16 protein-coding genes, 1 other RNA gene and 1 pseudogene are annotated in these 17,647 nt (G+C 64.4%); 9 read left to right on the forward strand and 9 right to left on the reverse strand.

The annotated features are described in order from the left end of the window. Positions 1 to 3: 3 nt before the first annotated feature. Positions 4 to 1,992 carry a hydantoinase/oxoprolinase family protein gene (locus E4M07_RS07640; protein WP_136657724.1) on the forward strand — a complete coding sequence of 663 codons (1,989 nt, stop codon included), beginning with the start codon at positions 4 to 6 and terminating at the stop codon, positions 1,990 to 1,992. A gap of 39 nt (positions 1,993 to 2,031) precedes the next feature. Next, positions 2,032 to 2,577, forward strand: coding sequence for a GNAT family N-acetyltransferase (locus E4M07_RS07645; RefSeq protein WP_136657725.1), 546 nt, complete (start codon positions 2,032 to 2,034; stop codon positions 2,575 to 2,577). Positions 2,578 to 2,583: 6 nt separating this feature from the next. Here the strand turns inward: E4M07_RS07645 and E4M07_RS07650 are convergent, their stop codons facing one another. The 3 genes from E4M07_RS07650 to E4M07_RS07660 all read right to left on the reverse strand — a co-directional run bounded on the left by E4M07_RS07650 (position 2,584) and on the right by E4M07_RS07660 (position 4,421). Next, a complete protein-coding gene (locus E4M07_RS07650; protein WP_246660422.1) occupies positions 2,584 to 3,027 on the reverse strand; it encodes a L,D-transpeptidase in 444 nt (147 codons plus the stop codon). 195 nt (positions 3,028 to 3,222) lie between these two features. Continuing rightward, positions 3,223 to 3,501 (reverse strand): hypothetical protein, encoded by a 279-nt coding sequence (locus E4M07_RS07655; RefSeq protein WP_136657727.1) that lies wholly within the window; start codon positions 3,499 to 3,501, stop codon positions 3,223 to 3,225. Positions 3,502 to 3,656: 155 nt separating this feature from the next. Continuing rightward, entirely contained in the window at positions 3,657 to 4,421 is a 765-nt protein-coding gene (locus E4M07_RS07660; protein ID WP_136657728.1) for an SDR family oxidoreductase, read from the reverse strand. A gap of 230 nt (positions 4,422 to 4,651) precedes the next feature. Here E4M07_RS07660 and E4M07_RS07665 point away from each other — a divergent pair, with 230 nt between their 5' ends. The 3 genes from E4M07_RS07665 (at position 4,652) to E4M07_RS07675 (ending at position 8,588) form a co-directional block, all read left to right on the forward strand. Next, positions 4,652 to 6,820, forward strand: coding sequence for a malate synthase G (locus tag E4M07_RS07665; protein ID WP_136657729.1), 2,169 nt, complete (start codon positions 4,652 to 4,654; stop codon positions 6,818 to 6,820). A 225-nt stretch (positions 6,821 to 7,045) separates the two neighbouring features. After that, entirely contained in the window at positions 7,046 to 7,723 is a 678-nt protein-coding gene (locus E4M07_RS07670) for an ankyrin repeat domain-containing protein (RefSeq protein ID WP_246660389.1), read from the forward strand. A 145-nt stretch (positions 7,724 to 7,868) separates the two neighbouring features. Next, entirely contained in the window at positions 7,869 to 8,588 is a 720-nt protein-coding gene (locus E4M07_RS07675; RefSeq protein ID WP_136657731.1) for a haloacid dehalogenase type II, read from the forward strand. A 4-nt stretch (positions 8,589 to 8,592) separates the two neighbouring features. Here the strand turns inward: E4M07_RS07675 and E4M07_RS07680 are convergent, their stop codons facing one another. From E4M07_RS07680 to ffs, 4 genes are all read right to left on the reverse strand, one after another. Further along, on the reverse strand, positions 8,593 to 10,464 hold the full coding sequence (locus E4M07_RS07680) for an acyl-CoA synthetase (protein ID WP_136657732.1): 1,872 nt from the start codon (positions 10,462 to 10,464) through the stop codon (positions 8,593 to 8,595). Positions 10,465 to 10,558: 94 nt separating this feature from the next. Then, the gene (locus E4M07_RS07685) at positions 10,559 to 10,882 is read right to left on the reverse strand and encodes a YbaB/EbfC family nucleoid-associated protein (protein WP_136657733.1); all 324 of its coding nucleotides are present in this window, start codon (positions 10,880 to 10,882) and stop codon (positions 10,559 to 10,561) included. A gap of 45 nt (positions 10,883 to 10,927) precedes the next feature. Further along, positions 10,928 to 12,727, reverse strand: a complete 1,800-nt coding sequence (locus E4M07_RS07690; protein WP_136657734.1) for a DNA polymerase III subunit gamma/tau — start codon at positions 12,725 to 12,727, stop codon at positions 10,928 to 10,930. 104 nt (positions 12,728 to 12,831) lie between these two features. After that, an RNA gene (ffs, locus tag E4M07_RS07695) (signal recognition particle sRNA small type) lies at positions 12,832 to 12,929 on the reverse strand. A gap of 171 nt (positions 12,930 to 13,100) precedes the next feature. Between ffs and E4M07_RS07700 the strand changes: the two genes are divergently transcribed. After that, complete coding sequence (locus E4M07_RS07700; RefSeq protein ID WP_136657735.1) at positions 13,101 to 13,991, forward strand: AEC family transporter; 891 nt, start codon at positions 13,101 to 13,103, stop codon at positions 13,989 to 13,991. Positions 13,992 to 14,011: 20 nt separating this feature from the next. Here the strand turns inward: E4M07_RS07700 and E4M07_RS07705 are convergent, their stop codons facing one another. Then, positions 14,012 to 14,407, reverse strand: coding sequence for a DUF3224 domain-containing protein (locus tag E4M07_RS07705; RefSeq protein WP_136657736.1), 396 nt, complete (start codon positions 14,405 to 14,407; stop codon positions 14,012 to 14,014). A gap of 161 nt (positions 14,408 to 14,568) precedes the next feature. On the opposite strand from E4M07_RS07705, the gene E4M07_RS07710 reads away from it, so the two are divergent. Continuing rightward, positions 14,569 to 14,973 carry an HIT family protein gene (locus tag E4M07_RS07710; RefSeq protein ID WP_136657737.1) on the forward strand — a complete coding sequence of 135 codons (405 nt, stop codon included), beginning with the start codon at positions 14,569 to 14,571 and terminating at the stop codon, positions 14,971 to 14,973. Between the two features lie 12 nt (positions 14,974 to 14,985). Further along, positions 14,986 to 15,942: pseudogene (gene nudC / locus E4M07_RS07715) on the forward strand (NAD(+) diphosphatase). Positions 15,943 to 15,955: 13 nt separating this feature from the next. Here nudC and gshB read toward each other — a convergent pair. Further along, positions 15,956 to 16,906, reverse strand: coding sequence for a glutathione synthase (gene gshB / locus E4M07_RS07720; protein ID WP_136657738.1), 951 nt, complete (start codon positions 16,904 to 16,906; stop codon positions 15,956 to 15,958). A gap of 130 nt (positions 16,907 to 17,036) precedes the next feature. Between gshB and recR the strand changes: the two genes are divergently transcribed. Beyond that, positions 17,037 to 17,645, forward strand: a complete 609-nt coding sequence (gene recR / locus E4M07_RS07725; RefSeq protein WP_136657739.1) for a recombination mediator RecR — start codon at positions 17,037 to 17,039, stop codon at positions 17,643 to 17,645. Positions 17,646 to 17,647 lie beyond the last annotated feature (2 nt).

The following is a 17,647-nucleotide window of genomic DNA, read 5'->3' on the forward strand; positions in this document are numbered from 1 at the left end:
CTGATGTTTCTGGGGATCGACACCGGGGGCACCTATACCGACGCCGTGCTCTACAGCCGCGAAAACGGCGTTCTCGCCAAGGCCAAGGCGCTGACCAGCCGCCACGACCTTGCCGTGGGGATCGGCGAGGCGGTCTCCGGGGTCCTTGCGGCAGGCGACACGGCGGTCGAGGATGTCGAGCTCGTCTCCCTTTCGACGACGCTTGCGACAAACGCGCTCGTCGAGGGACAGGGCGGGCGCGTCGCGCTCGTCATGATCGGATTCCAGGAAGAGGATCTCAAACGCGACGGGCTTGCCGAAGCGCTCGGCGGCGATCCGGTCGCCTTCCTGCCCGGCGGCCACAATGTGCACGGCAGGGAAACCCCGCTGGATATGGGCCCGCTGGAAGCGCAGATCGACACGCTGAAAGAGGAGGTGGCCGCCTTTTCCGTCGCCGGCTATTTCGCCGTGCGCAACCCGGCGCACGAGATCGCGGTGCGCGATTTCATCCGCGCCCGCACCGGTCTTCCGGTGACCTGCAGCCACGAGTTATCCTCCAAGCTCGGCGGCCCGCGCCGGGCGCTGACAACGCTTCTCAATGCACGGCTCGTCGCCATGATCGACCGGCTGATCGACGCGACGGAGGGGCATCTTTCAAGGTGCGGCATCACGGCACCGCTGATGGTGGTGCGCGGCGACGGCGCGCTGATCGCGGCCACCATCGCCCGCCAGCGCCCGATCGAGACGATCCTGTCCGGCCCGGCGGCGAGCCTCGTCGGGGCAAGGCACCTGACCGGCATGAGCGATGCGGTGGTCTCCGACATCGGCGGCACGACAACGGACGTGGCCATCCTCGAGGACGGCCTGCCGCGGCTTGACCCGGACGGCGCCGTGGTCGGCGGCTTCCGCACCATGGTCCAGGCCGTGGCGATGCACACGTTCGGCCTCGGCGGCGATTCGGAGGTGCATGTCAGCGAGACCGGGCTGGAGACGCGGCTGGAGCTCGGCCCGCGCCGGCTGATGCCACTCAGCCTGGCCGCCCATATCGACGCTGCGGCGGTGATCGCCGCGCTCGAGCGGCAGCTGGATACCGGCCACGCCGGGCGCCTTGACGGGCGATTTGCCTGCCGGACCGGCGTTCCCGAACGGTTCGCGACCGGGCTTCAGCCCCAGGAGCGGGCGCTGTTCGACCGGCTCACTGAAGCACTCATACCGCTCGACAGACTTTTGAGTTCGGCGTCGCAAAAGGCGACGCTCGACAGGCTCGTGGCGCGCGGCCTCGTGCATGTCGCCGGTTTCACGCCCTCCGATGCCATGCATGTGCTGAAACGCCAAAGCAATTGGAACGGCGACGCCGCGGTGCTCGGCGCACGGCTCCTGGCGCGGCGCAAGAGCGGCGCCGGGAAGCCGGTCGCCGAAAGCGCCGAGGAACTGGCGCAGATGACGGTCGACCGGCTGACGCGGCAGTCCTGCGAGGTGATCCTTTCGGCCTGCCTTGCCGAGGAGGGAGAAACGCGGATCGATGCCGCAAACTCGCGCTCGGTCGACCGGGCACTCGAGCGCGTCCACGGCATTGTCCGCTTCCACCTGACGCTCGACCGGCCGCTTGTCGGCCTCGGCGCGTCGGCGGCCAGCTATTATCCGGATATCGCGGCGATGCTCTCCAGCGACAGCGCCATCCCCGACGATGCCGACGTCGCCAATGCCATCGGCGCCGTGGTCGGCCATGTCCGCTCGACGGTGATCGTGTTCGTCACCACGCCGCAGGAGGATGTCTTCGCGGTCAACGGCGCGGGGCTGAGCGAGCGGTTCCTCAACGAGGACGAGGCGATGGACCGTGCGCGCGCAATCGCCGAGACCGCGGCCCACGATGAGGCCCTCGCTGCCGGCGCGGACGAGCCGGTCGTGAGCTTGAGGGAAATCGTCAAGGCGCCCGAGATCGAGGGAATCCGCAGCCTGGTCGAGGCGCGGGTCATCGCCACGGCCGACGGGCGACCGCGGATCGTGCGATAAAACAGTGATCGTGCACGCAAAGGAATTGTAAACCGGATCATGACCTGCAATCAGGTTGAATATCTGGCGGTCGACAACACGCGCTGGACGGATCTCGAAGCTCTCTTCGAAGCGCGCGGCGGCCCGCATTACTGCTGGTGCATGGCCTGGCGCCGCAAACCGGCGGACAAGGGCAAGGCATCGCTCAAAGCCGCGCTGCGGGCGCAGGTGAGCGAAGGGACGCCGATCGGCATCATCGCCTATGCGGAAAAACAACCGGTGGCCTGGTGTTCCGTCGCACCGCGCCCGTCCTACCGAAAACTTGGCGGGCCGGGCGATCACGAGGGTGACGGGTCGGTCTGGTCGATCGCCTGCTTCTTCGTCAAACGCGAGTTTCGGGGACAGGGCATGACGGAAGGCCTGATCGGCGCCGCGATCGCGGAGGCCCGCCAGCGCGGCGCCGGCACCATCGAAGCCTATCCTGTCGAGAAGGACTCACCGAGCTACGGGTTCATGGGACGTGTGCCGGCCTTTGAAAAGGCCGGCTTCAGGCATGTGGGACGAGCCGGAAAATGGCGCCGCGTCATGCGGCTGTCGCTTTCATGACACCGGCTAGATCACGACGACCTTCGTCCCCAGCGGCACGCGCTCATAAAGATCGATGACATGGTCGTTGACCATGCGGATGCAGCCATTGGACACCGAGCGGCCGATCGTGTCGGGCTGGGTGGTGCCGTGGATGCGGTAATAGGTGTCGCGCCCGCCCCGGTAGAGGTAGAGCGCGCGGGCGCCGAGCGGATTGTTGGGGCCGCCCGGAACGCCCTTTGCATAGCGGGCATATTTTCGCGGCTCGCGCCGGATCATATTATCGGTCGGCCGCCAGCTTGGCCATTTGGCCTTGCGCTGGATGGAGGCCACGCCCTTGAACCGCAAGCCCGCCTTGCCGACGCCGACGCCATAGCGGCGCGCCCTTTGCGGCGAGACGACCAGATAGAGAAAGTGATTTCGCGGATCGACGACAATGGTGCCGGCCTCGTATCCCTTGAAACGTACCATCTGGGGCTTGTAGCGCGGGTGAACCTTGAAGTTCCTGTATCTCTTGGAATGGTGGGCGGCAGCGGTCCCTGCTCTCTGGGCCACCAGAAAAGCCACCGAAGCAAGCAATAGATTTCGTCTGCTGATCATGGGTCTCATCCCGTTTCATTGACATTGGACAGGGGTGGAGCGTTGTTCTTCGCTCCGGCTGGCAAGTCATGAAATGGGCGGGCGCAACAGCTTGTGGTTGCCGGGCAACGCCGCTGGATGCGGTTCGCTCCCGGCGTAAACGGCAACGGGCTTGACGAAACGGATGTCGGTCTGGACTGGCAGATAAGTGCAATCGGCGCCGCAGGATCCGGCCCGTTTCATGCGCTTCATCAATGTGTAGAAACAGCACGTGTCCCGCGGTTCCGTCAGGACGACCGGCTTGCTGGCGTCATCGGTCTGCACCATGGCGGAGACCGTCGCACGGGCGGCTGACGCCGGTGTCAACGCAGCGGCCAGTTGGGCCAAAACTAGCGTACACAGCACAAAAACAAATACAAATCCCCTCATGACACGAATTTAACGTATAAATCGCAATAATTCCATTGCCGACCGGTCACGCAAGCGTGAGCGCCCCGTGACCGGATCCTTCCTTTGCCCGATCAGGTTCGACTGATCGAGATACCGCCGTCCACGCTGATTGCCGCACCGGTTACAAAACTTGACTCATCGGATGCGAGATGCAGCACCGACCATGCGATCTCCTCGGGGGCGGCAATGCGCTTGAGTGCGTGCATGCCTTCAACGAGGGACCGTGATTCCGGCGTGTCGGCCACGGCCGCTCCCATCGGCGTGTCTGTGCCGCCCGGCAGAATGGCGTTGGCACGGATATTCTCGACACCGTGTTCGGCCGCCAGAACCTGCACGAGGCCGATCAGTCCCGCCTTGCTCGCCGCGTAGGCCGCCATGCCGGGAAATCCGATCGCGTGCCCGACAAATGTCGACGTAAAGATGAGCGAGCCGCCTCCGCGCGCGCGCATTGCCGGCACCTGATACTTGGCGCCCAGGAAGGCGCTTGTCAGGTTGGTGTCCAGCGTCTCGCGCCACCCTTCCAGCGACACGTCGCGGACAGGCCCCATGGCGCCGAGCGTGCCGGCATTGTTGAACGCGATGTCGAGGCCGCCGAAGTTCTCGGTTGCCAGTTGCACAAGGGCCTGCGCATAGGCGGCGTCCCGGACATCACCGGCGAGCGCAACGGCGTTTCCGCCCCTGGCGGCTATCTCCGCCGAGAGTTCGTCGAGCTCACGCCCGCGCCTGGCCGCGATGACAACATTGGCGCCCTCGTCGGCAAACAGTCGCGCGGTGGCTCGGCCGATCCCCGAGCTCGCGCCGGTGACGATGGCGGTTTTTCCTTCCAGTCTGTTCATTGTTCGATCTCCTGTTGCGAATGCCGCTTTCCTAGGAGATCAGCCGATGTGCGGCTTCCCGTTAATTGCCGGGCAAATCGATAGGCTTGCGCGGGTTCATTCCTGGCGACGGGCCTCTCATTTTTTCCAAATTGGAACAAATCTTTCTCAGCTTTGTTAAATTGACATCAAATCGCCGGATATGGGATGCAGGCGCGAGTTTTAAGTCACTGCTTTTCAAGGAGCGCCTCATGGCAATGGTCACCGCACACGGCCTGTCGATCGATCAGGGACTGCACGATTTTCTCACCGAAGAGGCACTTCCGGGTACCGGCGTCGACGCCGATGCGTTCTTCAAGGGGCTGTCTGACCTCATCAACGACCTTGCGCCGCGAAACCGCGAACTGCTTGCGATCCGCGAGGCCATGCAGGAACAGATCGATGCCTGGTATCGCGAGAACGGCGCGCCAACCGATCTCGAATCCTACAAGGCCTTCCTGCGCGAGATCGGCTATCTGCAGCCGGAGGGCGGCGCGTTCGGCATCGAGACCGACAATGTCGACCCGGAGATCGCCAGCATTGCCGGACCGCAACTCGTGGTCCCGGTGATGAATGCGCGCTACGCGCTCAACGCCGCCAATGCCCGCTGGGGCTCGCTCTACGACGCGCTCTACGGCACCGACGCGATCCCGGACGAGGGCGGCGCGGAACGGGGTAGCAGCTACAACGGGGTCCGCGGCGGCAAGGTCATCGCCTGGGCCCGCTCCTTCCTGGACGAATCGGTGCCCATAGAGGGAAGCTGGTCCGAGGTCAGCGCGCTCGCGGTCGACAACGGGGAGCTGGTGATCACGCTGCAGGACGGCAGTGCACGCGGCCTGAAAAACCCGGCGCAGTTTGCCGGCTACAACGGCGATGCCGCAGCGCCGCACACAATTCTGCTGAAGAAGAACGGATTGCACCTCGAAATTATCGTCTATCCGGAAAGCGCCGTGGGTCGCGAGGATGCGGCCGGCATATCGGACGTGATCCTTGAATCGGCGCTGACAACCATCGTCGACTGCGAGGATTCCGTCGCTGCAGTGGATGCGGAGGACAAAACCCTTGTCTACCGCAACTGGCTCGGCCTTATGAAGGGCGACCTGACCGAGGAGGTCTCCAAGGGGCGCAGCTCGTTCACACGTCGCCTCAACGCCGACCGGGAATACAAGGATCCCGACGGTGAGGCTTTCGCACTGCCCGGTCGGGCGCTGATGCTGATCCGCAATGTCGGCCACCTGATGACCAACCCGGCGATCCTCGACCGCGACGGGAACGAGGCGCCCGAAGGGCTGATGGACGCCATGATCACAGGCCTGATCGCCCTGCACGATATCGGCCCGGACGGGCGCCACAACAACTCGCGCGAGGGTTCGATCTACGTGGTCAAGCCGAAGATGCACGGCCCCGAGGAGGTCGCCTTCGCCTCGGAATCCTTTGCCCGCGTCGAGGACGCGCTCGGCATGGCCCGCAACACCATGAAGATGGGCATCATGGACGAGGAGCGTCGCACCACCGTCAACCTGAAAGAATGCATCCGCGCGGCAAAGGACCGGGTCGTTTTCATCAATACCGGTTTCCTCGACCGCACAGGCGACGAGATCCACACCTCGATGGAGGCCGGCCCGATGATCCGCAAGGGCGACATGAAGCAGGCGCCGTGGATCGCCGCCTATGAGGACTGGAACGTCGATATCGGCCTTGAATGCGGGCTTTCCGGCCATGCGCAGATCGGCAAGGGCATGTGGGCGATGCCGGACCTGATGGCGGCGATGCTGGAACAGAAGATCGGCCACCCGAAGGCCGGCGCCAACACCGCCTGGGTGCCCTCCCCGACCGCTGCGACGCTGCACGCGACGCACTACCACAAGGTCAACGTGGCCGAGGTGCAGGCCAACCTGAAAACCCGCTCCCGCGCCAAGCTCGACGATATCCTTTCGGTGCCTGTCACCGAACGCCCCAACTGGACGGACGAGGACATCCAGCGCGAACTGGACAACAACGCGCAAGGCATCCTCGGCTACGTGGTGCGCTGGGTCGGCCAGGGCGTCGGCTGCTCGAAGGTGCCCGACATCAACAATGTCGGCCTGATGGAAGACCGGGCGACGCTGCGCATCTCGGCCCAGCACATGGCGAACTGGATGCATAACGGCATCGTCGCGGAAGACCAGATCGTCGAGACGATGAAGCGTATGGCCTCCGTCGTCGACAAGCAGAACGAGGGCGATCCGGCCTATCGCAACATGGCCGGCAACTTCGACAGCTCCATCGAGTTCCAGGCGGCGCTCGAACTGGTGCTCGAGGGCCGCGCGCAGCCGAGCGGCTACACCGAGCCGATCCTGCACCGCCGCCGCCAGGAGATGAAGGCGGCGCTGGCTGGTTAGCCGGCTGTTGGATGGCGGCGTCAAGCGCCTAAACTGCAGATGCGGACCTTGGGGTCGTTTGACCTCAAGGACAGGCGTGCGGGCTTTTGGGACACTGACAAGGTTCGCGCGCAGAACAGATCCGCTTGTCCGACTTTCTGCTTGTTCCCCGGGGGAGAAAAACCTGCCATCGCCGCAAAATGGCGGGATTTGACCCGTAAGGTAGCATCTCGAAGGAGATGCATATTGAGCAGACTATTTTCACTTCTCGTGTTCGCGGTTGGCGTAAGCCTGCTCGCCACCAAAACCCATGCGCAGGTTCCGCCCGGTCCGGCGGAAGTCGCTGCCTACGACGGGCTGCTCAAGGCTGCTCACGACGGAGATATCGAAAACGTCCGTGAACTCCTGGCCGCGGGTGCGGACGCGGATATGCGCGATGCGAGGGGCCGCACACCCGCCCACATTGCCGCATTCGCTTCAAACGAGGCGGTGCTCAGGGAACTGGCCGATGCCGGCGCCGACCTCAACGCGCTTGACCAACAACTGTTTCACATCGTCACGATCGCCGCGGTCGCAGACGATCCGGAATTCCTGGCACTGGCGCTCGAACTTGGCGCCAGCGCCGGCAACGTGACCAGCAGATATGACGGCACCGCCCTTATTTGGGCGTCACATCTCGGTCATGTCGAAGTCGTGCAAATTCTCATCGATGCAGGCGCACCGCTTGATCATGTCAACAATCTGGACTGGACCGCCCTCATTGAAGCGGTCGTGCTTGGGGATGGCGGTCCCGATCACGTTCGTATCGTGAAGGCGCTCGTAGACGCCGGCGCCGACAAATCCATAGGCGATCGACAGGGCAAAACCCCGTTGCAACTGGCCGAAGAGCACGGCTATGCCGAAATCGTCGAACTGCTCCGATAAGAAGGCATGATGGATGCGGCGCTCGAACTGGTGCTCAAGAGCCGCGCGCAGCCGAACGGCTACACCGAGCCGATCCTGCACCGCGGCCGCCAGGAGATGAAAGCGGCGCTGGCGGGCTAGAAATCCGCAACGGAGGCGTTTGAAGATGGCCGAAAGCGTCAAGGCGATCCTGTTCGACACGTTCGGTACAATTGTCGACTGGCGCGGCTCCATTGCCCGCCTGGGCGCGCAGTTGGCACAAAACAAAGGCATCGAGGGCGTCGACTGGGATGCCTTCGCCAGGGCATGGCGGGCCGGTTACGTGCCCGGCATGGCGAAGGTCCGCAGCGGCGAACGTCCATGGATGGCGCTCGACGACATTCACCGCGAACGGCTTGATGAAATCCTCGGGGAATTTGAAATCTCGGACGCGCTGAGCGATGCGGAAAAGGCCGATATGAACCTTTTCTGGCACCGTCTCGACCCTTGGCCGGACTGCCTGCCTGGACTTATCCGGCTTAAGGCAGACTATCTGATCGGCCCGCTGTCAAACGGAAGCCTCGTTCTTTTGTCGAGCATGTCGAAACGCGCCGGTATACCGTGGGATTTCGTCTTCTCGTCCAATCTCTTCAAGGCCTACAAACCCGATCCGGAAGTCTATCTGGGCGCCATAGCGCTGCTCGGCCTGAAACCCGGCGAAGTGATGATGACGGCCGCCCATAATGACGATCTGACGGCGGCCCGCGCGCACGGCATGCGTACTGCCTATTTATACCGACCCTACGAATACGGCGTCGACCAATCGGCGGATTTTGAGGCGAGCGAGGACTGGGACATCGTAACGGATTCCGTCACAGGCCTGGCCGAGGCTCTGCAATCAAAATAGCCGGCTAAGTCATTGTGATCGCGACCGGCAGCGGTTCCAACCGCGCGGCGATCGCGTCGTTCTTCTCAGCATCCATCCCGGCCGGTAGCGTAACTGCCACCAACAGCCTGCCGTCGGGCGACAGGGCTGCTTCCGCTGCAGCGCCTTCCACACCCTCCTCGCTCAAGACCTCCAGCACCGTGCCCTCCGCCGCCAGCCGGCGCAGTTCCGGCTTGAAGATCTTGCCGACATTGGTCATCGGCATCGCCGGGATCACCGACACGGATTTCGGCCGCGCCGGCGGCTCGTCGACGCGGGCGTTGGTCCAGTCGAGCAGTTCCGCCTCATTTGCCTCGGCATCCGGCATCAGCACGGCGAAGGCAACGGGCAGCTCGCCGGCATAGGCGTCCGGCGCGCCGACGGCGGCGCAGAGCTGTACGGCCGGGTGCGAACCCAGCGCGTCCTCGATCACCTTCGGATCGATATTGTGGCCGCTGCGGATGATCAGGTCCTTGGAGCGCCCGGTGAGGTTGAGGCGGCCATCGTCGTCCAGCCAGCCGACATCGCCGGTCGCCAGCCAGCCGTCCCCGGTGAACGCTTTCTTCGTCGCTTTGGGATCCAGGAAGCCGGGAAAGACGTTCGGCGCCCTGAAGAGGATCATGCCGTGCTCGCCGACCGGCAAGTCGCGTTCGGACGGGCCGCCATCGGCGTCAAGCGCGACGATGCGCGTTTGCGAATAGGGAATGGGAAAGCCGACGCAGCCGGCGGGTCCGCGCACGCCGGGCGGCCGGATCGAACTGATGCCGGCCATCTCGGTCATGCCGAGGGCCTCGTGCACGTGCAGCCCGTAAAGCGCCTCGAAGCGCTCGGCGAGCTCCGGCGGCAGGATCGCGGCGCCGGTGCGGCAATAGCGGATCGAGGAGATGTCGGCACCGCCCACCGGCACATTGGCGAGCGCCGCCAGCACCGTCGGCACGGCCGAGAGCGATGTCGAGCGGTATTTCTCAACGAGGCGCCAGTAATTGGCGCGTATGTCCGGGTTGCGAAACAGCGTCGTCGTCGGAATGATGGTCTCGACGCCGGCCGACAGCGCGGTGAGCGAACCCGGCAGGACGCCGGCGACATGAAACAGCGGATAGCCGTTGATGCTGACGTCATTGGGGGTCATGCCCTGAAGCTGGACGCTGGCCCAGGCGGTAAAGACCTGGTTGCCGTGGCTGTGCATGGCGAGCTTCGGGGCGCCGGTGGTGCCGCCGGTGTGGAAATAGGCGGCGATGTCGTCGGCGGCGATTTCGCGGCCGCTGACGAGCCGGTCCGACGGCTGGTCTTCAAGCAGCGCCTGGAAGTCGACGTCGCCGCCGTGGCCCGGCGGGGTTTCCTCGTCATGCGGCGCGACCCGCAGCACCGTCAGCCCGTCGACGGCTTCGCGCAGGGCCATGGCCTTCGACCAGTAGCCGGCATCCTCCTCGGCGCCGTAGGCGACAAGGATCTTCGCGCCGGCGGCGCGGATCAGTTCAGCAAGCTTTTCGAGCGACAGGAGCGGATTGAGCGGCTGGACAATGCCGGCCGCCTCGCCGCCCCACAGAACCAGGTGGTATTCGAGACAGCCCGGCAGCAGCGCGGCCACCGCGTCGTCCGGCCCGAGCCCAAGGCCGTGAAGGAGATTGGCCGTGCGGTTGATGCCCTCGAATAGCTGCCGGTAGCTCCAGCGGATCGGCGGATCCCGAGGATCGCCGGTGCGCAGGAAGGTGAGCGCGGTCTTGTCTTCGAAAGCGCGCGCCGATTCGGCGAAGATCTCGTAGGTGCTTTTTACCGTGACCGCCTCGGCGAGCGGCACCTCCTCAAGCCGCCTTATGTCGGCAATGGAGCGGATCGGTGCAATGGGTGCAAAGGGCATGGGGTCCTGTCTGGGAATCCCGGCGGTGCGCCGGCGTAATTCGGGGCCCCATACTTGTTCAATTCTGGACGGTTGGCAATGCGCCCCTTGCCGCTCAAAACGGCAGTTTCATGCCGGGCGGAATGGGAAGGCCGGCGGTCAGTTCCTGGGTCTTGGCCTGGACGGCCGCCTCGACCTTGGACTTGGCGTCATTGTGGGCGGCGACAATGAGGTCCTCGAGGATCTCGGCCTCGTCCTCCTTGATCAGCGAGGGATCGACGGACATGGACAGCATGTTGCCCTTGCCGTTGAGCTTCACGGTGACGAGACCGCCGCCCGATGTGCCCTCGAGCTCGAGCTGTTCGACCTCCTGCTGCAGGCTGGCCATCTTCTCCTGCATTTCCTTGACCTTGCCCATCATGCCCATGAGGTCACGCATCTTACGTCTCCGTTTCCTGCGCGGCGCCGCCGGCGGCCGCTTTTTTCAACTGTCTGTGTCGTCGGGAAGAATGTCGCCGTCTTCGCTCTGTTGCGAAGCGGGCGGCTCCATGTCCTCGGCCCTGATGCGCACATCGGTGATGCGGGCACCCGGAAACTGGTTCAGGATTGCGGCGACATCGGGGTCGTTGCCGGCATCGCTGACGAGTTCGGCACGATGGGCCTTTTCCATCTCCTCGATGGTGTGGCCGCCGCGTTCCCGGCTGATGGCGATGATCCAGCGCATGCCGGTCCATTGTTTCAGCTTGCCGTCCAGTTCGCCGATCAGCGATTTCGGCGCGTCTTCGGCAAGACCGACCTCCAGCCGTCCGGCCTCGATCTTCACCGGGCGCAGATATTTGCGGATCATCGCCTTCAGCTTGGCGTCGCGGTTGTCGCCGGCAAGCTCGGCCAGATCGGCGATGGTGGCGACGATCGGCTGCGGGCGCGCGGTTTCCTGCGCCTGCGGCATGCCGTCCTCGACGGGGCGCAGCATGGCCACCGGTCCTGACCCGGAAGGTCCCGGCGGGGGACCGCCATTGTCGAAGGCCGCGGAGGCGGATTGCGGCGCGTCGTCCGAGGCAGGGCGGCCGCCGTTGGAGGGACGGTCTGCGGGTGGCGACGGTTCGCGCGAGAGCGCCTCGGTAAACTGCTTCACAGCCTCGCCCGGCGACGGCAGGTTGGCGGCGTGGGTCAGGCGGATCAGCACCATCTCACAGGCGCTCACCGGCCGGCTGGACTGCTCGGTCTCGGGAATGCCCTTCAGCAGCATCTGCCACAGGCGCGACAGCACAGGCACCGACAGCTCGTCGGCAAACTCATTGCCGCGGGTGCGCTCGGCCTCGCTCAGGGCGGGATCGGCCGCCGCATCGGCGACGAATTTCAGCCGTGTCACCAGATGGGTGAAATCGGCGAGGTCGGTGAGTATGACGGTCGGGTTGGCGCCGCCGTCATAGAGCGCGCGGAATGTCGCCAGGGCCGCCGTCACATCGCCCTTCGCGACCTGGTGGAAGAGTTCGACGACCTGGCTGCGATCGGCAACGCCGAGCATGTCGCGCACCGCCGCCGACTCGACCGTGCCGCCGCCATGGGCGATCGCCTGGTCCATGAGCGAGAGGCCGTCGCGCGCCGAGCCTTCGGCCGCGCGGGCGATCATCGCCAGGGATTCGTCGTCAATCGCAACGCCTTCCTTTTCGGCAATGGCGCGGAAATGGGCGATCAGCGCGGCCGCCTCGATACGGCGCAGGTCGAAGCGCTGGCACCGGGAGAGGACCGTCACCGGGACCTTGCGGATCTCGGTGGTTGCGAAGATGAACTTGACGTGGGCAGGCGGCTCCTCGAGCGTCTTCAGCAGGCCGTTGAAGGCCTGTGTCGACAGCATGTGCACCTCGTCGATGATGTAGACCTTGTAGCGGGCGGTTACCGGGCGGTAGCGCACCTGCTCGATGATCTCGCGGATGTCGTCGATGCCGGTATGGGAGGCGGCGTCCATCTCGATGACGTCGACATGGCTGCCGGCCATGATCGCCTCGCAGTGCTCGCCGGGCGTGGCGAGATCGATGGTTGGCTTGTCGACACTGTCCGTGCGGTAGTTGAGGGCGCGCGCCAGAATGCGCGCCGTCGTCGTCTTGCCGACGCCGCGCACGCCGGTCAGCATGTAGGCCTGGGCGATGCGCTCCGTCTCGAAGGCGTTGGTGAGGGTGCGGACCATCGGCTCCTGGCCGATCAGATCGCCGAAATCCCGCGGGCGGTACTTGCGGGCGAGGACCCGGTAGCCGTTTTCGTCTGGTGTCTTGCCGTCGTTCATCTAGGTGTTCAGTCCCGGCATATACCGTGTTGCCTGACGGAGTGTCGCCCCGGCGGTACGGCCGCGTCAATAGCACGGCGTTCCACCCGTCGACGGCATTGGGGGTGGGAGGCTGGCACGGTGACCCGTGCCGTGGCTCGTTAGGGCTGCTTCCTTCCGGACCTGACCCGGTTGGCGAGTGGCTCGTCCACCACCAACCTCCCGCGCTCCATATCGACAATCGGCGCGGCAAATGCAAGTGCCGGCTGCAAAAAACTGTCAGGACCCCAATTTTGCGCACCCTTGCAATTGTTTTGTTGATGAGCGGCAAACCCGTTTAATCCGGCCCGTCGCGCGGCTATGCTCCCGCTGGCTCTATGGAAGGACTTGCCGGTTGGAAGCGCTATTCCTGAACGTGTTGAATGTCATCGTGCCGGTGCTGATCTGCGCCGGCGTCGGCTATGGCCTGGCGCTCTTCAAGGCGCCGTTCGACAACAAGACCATCATGACGGTGATCACCAATGTCGGCTATCCGACGCTGATCATCTCGCATCTGTCGGCCGGCCATATCGAGCTCGACCGCTTCCTCATAATGGCATTCGCCGCAGCCTGTTCCGTTGCCTGCTTCGGCATCATCGGCTTCGTATTCCTGAAGCTTATGGGCCTGTCGGTGCGCGCATTCCTGTCGCCAATGATGCACAACAATGTCGGCAATATCGGCCTGCCGGTGGCGCTGCTCGCCTTCGGCAATGAAGGCATGGCCTATGCCATGGGCTTTGTCATCGTCATCCTGGTCAGCATCTTCACGGTCGGCGTGTGGGTGCCTTCGGGAACATTCTCGCTGCGCGACCTGGCCAGATCGCCGATCATATACGCCGTGCTGATCGCGCTGGTGCTGCTGGGCACGGACACGCAACTGCCCAAGCCACTCGGCGGTGCGTTCACGATCCTCGGCGGCCTTTCCATCCCGCTGATGCTGCTGACGCTCGGTCACACGCTGGCAACGCTGAGGCCGGAAACCGTCTGGCGGGCCGTCTATCTCAGCCTCTTTCACATCGCCATGGCCGCGGTTGTCGCTTTCGGCCTGGTGCATGCGTTCGGCTTTACCGGCACCGAGCGCGGCGTGATGATTTTGTGCTGTCTGATGCCGGCGGCCGCGTCCACCTATCTCTTCGTCGAGCGCCACATGGCGGAAATCGCCCACGAGGTGGCCGGCTTCATCCTGATCTCGACGCTATTGACGATCGTCGTGGTGCCCCTGGCGCTGACCCTTTGGATCAACTAGCGCGGTCTCGGAAGGCCGCCCTAATCCGGCAGGTTGTAGTCGAAATCGTAGAAGTGCTGGCCGTCCTCGATGCGGATGTCCATTTTTCCGGTGAGGCCGACAAGTTCACCGGTGGCCGAATCCGGAACGACCTGCAGCATGAGGAACTCCCCGCCGCCCTTCATGTTGCCGTAGTGCTGCAGAACGAAACTCCCCCGTTTCCCCGACAGGGACCCGGTGACCTGTTCGGCCGCCACATAGCCGGCCGATCCCTGGACCTGTGTCATGACGGTCAGCATTTCGCCGCGCGAGCGCCCTTCCAGTGCACCCTGATAGGTCTTGTCGATCGACATGCGGCCGAAGGCGATGCCGTTCTCGCCGGCTGTCGCGGCGTCCAGCGGTTCGAGTTTTACGTCAAACGTCCCGGAGATTTTCATTGTGCGGTCCTTGAGAATCGTAGCGTGAACAGGGTGTGACAAGACTGGTCGCAGATTCGATTGCGGTCAATACGGGCATCAAATGCGGGCCAAGCGGAAAAAAAGCTGCTAGTCTTTCGCAAAGTAGCAACGGGCGCAAAGTAGCGACGGGATGAACGGGCATGCGCGGTTTCATACTGGATGCGCAGCTTGAGGCGGACAGCCGCCTCGTGTCCATATTGGGTCTTTGCCAGCTGCGGCTGATGAACGACAGGCGCTGGCCGTGGTTCCTGCTCGTTCCGCAGCGCATCGAGGCGGAGGAAATATACCACCTGACGCCGCTGGACCAGACACTGCTGACCTTCGAAGCGGGCGAGACGGCGCGGGCGCTCAAGCGCGTCACGGAATGCGACAAGATCAATATCGGTTCGCTCGGCAACAAGGTCCGCCAGCTTCACCTGCATGTCATCGCGCGCAGCCCGGGCGACACCGCCTGGCCGGGACCGGTATGGGGGGTTGGAAAAGCCGAGCCTTATGATACCAATAGCGCCAACGCGCTGATTGAAGCGATCGTCAAGGAACTTTAGGAACCGGCACAATTGTCCATTTTCGATGCGCCCGGTGACGGCAGCGAGCCGAGCAGCCATGTCGCCTTTGCGGGAAACAGCCTCGACCGCAGATCCGAACACCGCGATGACGATTGCCTCGAGCAGGCACTGGCCTCGCCCAGGGCACGCATTTTCGCGATCGGCGACGGCCGCGCCTTCCTGAGAAAGGTTGGCGACGGTTTCAACGCCCTGCACAGCCTTGAAGAGATCCAGCCTTTCGATCCCGACATGGACAACGCGGTGCTTCTCGGCTTCGCCGAAGGCGATGCGCCGCGTATTGCGGCCCATGTGCGGCTCGATCCGGAGCAATTGCCCGACACGGTCAAGGCCATCGACAACCGCTCGATCTACATCCAGGGCCTGGTGAAGGGGGACGAACTCGGCCAGATGGCGCAGGCGGCGAGCCTTGTCGCCTGGGCGCGCTCGCACGGCCATTGCGGCCGCTGCGGCGGCGAGACCCGTTCAAAGGCCGGCGGTTACCGACGGGAATGCTCCAACTGCGGCCATCTGCTGTTTCCGCGCACCGACCCGGTGGTGATCATGCTGGCGGTCGACACCGAAAGCGACCGCTGCCTGCTCGGCCGCAGCCCGCATTTTCCGCCCGGCATGTATTCCTGCCTCGCCGGCTTTTTGGAGCCGGGCGAGACGATCGAGGACGCGGTGCGCCGGGAAACCCAGGAGGAATCGGGCATCCGGATCGGGCGCGTGCGCTATCACGCGAGCCAGCCCTGGCCGATGCCGCACACGCTGATGATCGGCTGCTAAAGGGAGGCGGTCTCCACCAAAATCGAGATCGACGCGCGGGAGATCGAAGACTGCCGGTGGTTCAACCGCGAGGAGGCAGCTTCCCTACTCAGCCAACAGACCGGTGCCGAGGACCTCACCTCGCCGCCGCCGGGGGCGATCGCCCATCACCTCATCCGCGACTGGCTGGTGCACAAAGGCTGAACGGTATTCCGGTTCAGCCCGCCCTTCTGGCCTCGATCGCGTCCCACAACAGCGCCGCGATATCGGCGCCGCCGAACTTCTTGACCTCGCGGATGCCGGTCGGCGAGGTGACGTTGATCTCGGTCATCACGTCGCCGATGACGTCGATACCGACAAACAGGAATCCGCGTTCTTTCAGCGACGGGGCGATGCGGGCGCAGATCTCGCGCTCGCGTTCGGTCAGGCCGACGGGCTCGGCCCGCCCGCCGACATGCATGTTGGAGCGCGCGTCGGTCTCCGCCGGCACCCGGTTGATGGCACCGACGGGATCGCCGTCGACGAGGATGATGCGCTTGTCGCCGGCGCGCACGTCCGGCAGGTAGCGCTGCGCGATCAGCGGCTCGCGGTAGAGCTGCTCGAACATCTCCAGCAGCGAGGAGAGATTGCGGTCCTCCTTGCGCAGGTGGAAAACGCCCGCGCCGCCATTGCCGTAGAGCGGCTTGATGATGATGTCGCCGATGTCGCGGCGGAAGGCGGCGATCTCGTCCGGATCGCTGGTGATCAGGGTCTCGGGCATGAGATCGGGAAACTCGGTGACGAAGATCTTTTCCGGTGAGTTGCGGACCCATGCCGGATCGTTGACCACCAGCGTTTGCGGGTGAATGCGCTCCAGCAGGTGCGTCGAGGTGATGTAGGACATGTCGAAGGGCGGGTCCTGGCGCAGCAGCACCACGTCCATCTCCGACAGGTCGGTGCGCACCCCCTCCCCAAGCGTATAGTGATCGCCGACTTCGTCGCGGAGGGTCATCGGCTCCATTTGGGCATAGACGGTGCCGTCACGCAGCGAGAGCTGCGACGGCGTGTAGTGGAACATGCGGTGGCCGCGGTTTTGCGCCTCAAGACACATGGCGAAGGTGGAATCGCCTTCGATCTGAATGGTCGAAACATGGTCCATCTGGACCGCTACTTTCAGACTTTGCGCCATGCCCGGTTCCCGTCCTGCAATTGATGCCCCACACACATAAAGCCGTTGTCCGCAAATGCAACGGCCCCGACGCAATTGCCGCCCGTTGCCGGGGCCTGCCTTTCCCCGCGAATCGCGCTAAATAGGGCTTATGGCAAAAAGCGTCGCCGGACCGGAAATCGAAAAGCTGATCCAGCTCCTGGCTCGGGTGCCGGGGCTCGGGCCCCGTTCGGCACGCCGGGCGGCCCTGCATCTCATCAAGAAGAAAGAGCAGGTGCTGGCACCGCTGGCCGAGGCCCTGGCGGCGGCGCGCGACAGCGTGACCGTGTGCACGACCTGTGGCAATGTCGACACGCGCGATCCCTGCACCATCTGCACCGATCCGCGGCGCGACCACGGAACCATCATCGTCGTGGAGGATGTGTCGGACCTGTGGGCGCTGGAACGGGCGGCGGCGATGAACTGCCGCTACCACGTGCTCGGCGGCACGCTTTCGCCGCTCGACGGCATCGGTCCCGACGACCTCAATATCAAGCCGCTGGTGGAGCGGATCTCGGCCGGCGACGGGGCGAAGGAGATCATCATCGCGGTCAATGCCACGGTCGAGGGCCAGACGACGGCCCATTACATCACCGACCAGCTCGACGGGCTGGACGTCACCATCACCCGCCTCGCCCACGGCGTTCCGGTGGGCGGCGAACTGGACTATCTCGACGAAGGCACGCTGACGGCGGCGCTGAGATCACGCACGACGCTGTAGTT

It is taken from the genome of Nitratireductor sp. XY-223 (assembly GCF_004959855.1).
In the GTDB taxonomy this organism is placed as follows: domain Bacteria; phylum Pseudomonadota; class Alphaproteobacteria; order Rhizobiales; family Rhizobiaceae; genus Hoeflea_A.

Excerpts from the sequence above, each read along its gene's own strand:
- E4M07_RS07640 (WP_136657724.1), top strand. The coding sequence starts at position 4 with ATGTTTCTGGGGATCGACACCGGGGGCACCTATACCGACGCCGTGCTC.
- E4M07_RS07645 (WP_136657725.1), top strand. The coding sequence starts at position 2,032 with ATGACCTGCAATCAGGTTGAATATCTGGCGGTCGACAACACGCGCTGG.
- E4M07_RS07650 (WP_246660422.1), bottom strand. The coding sequence starts at position 3,027 with ATGGTACGTTTCAAGGGATACGAGGCCGGCACCATTGTCGTCGATCCG.
- E4M07_RS07660 (WP_136657728.1), bottom strand. The coding sequence starts at position 4,421 with ATGAACAGACTGGAAGGAAAAACCGCCATCGTCACCGGCGCGAGCTCG.
- E4M07_RS07665 (WP_136657729.1), top strand. The coding sequence starts at position 4,652 with ATGGCAATGGTCACCGCACACGGCCTGTCGATCGATCAGGGACTGCAC.
- E4M07_RS07675 (WP_136657731.1), top strand. The coding sequence starts at position 7,869 with ATGGCCGAAAGCGTCAAGGCGATCCTGTTCGACACGTTCGGTACAATT.
- E4M07_RS07680 (WP_136657732.1), bottom strand. The coding sequence starts at position 10,464 with ATGCCCTTTGCACCCATTGCACCGATCCGCTCCATTGCCGACATAAGG.
- E4M07_RS07685 (WP_136657733.1), bottom strand. The coding sequence starts at position 10,882 with ATGCGTGACCTCATGGGCATGATGGGCAAGGTCAAGGAAATGCAGGAG.
- E4M07_RS07690 (WP_136657734.1), bottom strand. The coding sequence starts at position 12,727 with ATGAACGACGGCAAGACACCAGACGAAAACGGCTACCGGGTCCTCGCC.
- E4M07_RS07705 (WP_136657736.1), bottom strand. The coding sequence starts at position 14,407 with ATGAAAATCTCCGGGACGTTTGACGTAAAACTCGAACCGCTGGACGCC.
- E4M07_RS07710 (WP_136657737.1), top strand. The coding sequence starts at position 14,569 with ATGCGCGGTTTCATACTGGATGCGCAGCTTGAGGCGGACAGCCGCCTC.
- gshB (WP_136657738.1), bottom strand. The coding sequence starts at position 16,906 with ATGGCGCAAAGTCTGAAAGTAGCGGTCCAGATGGACCATGTTTCGACC.
- recR (WP_136657739.1), top strand. The coding sequence starts at position 17,037 with ATGGCAAAAAGCGTCGCCGGACCGGAAATCGAAAAGCTGATCCAGCTC.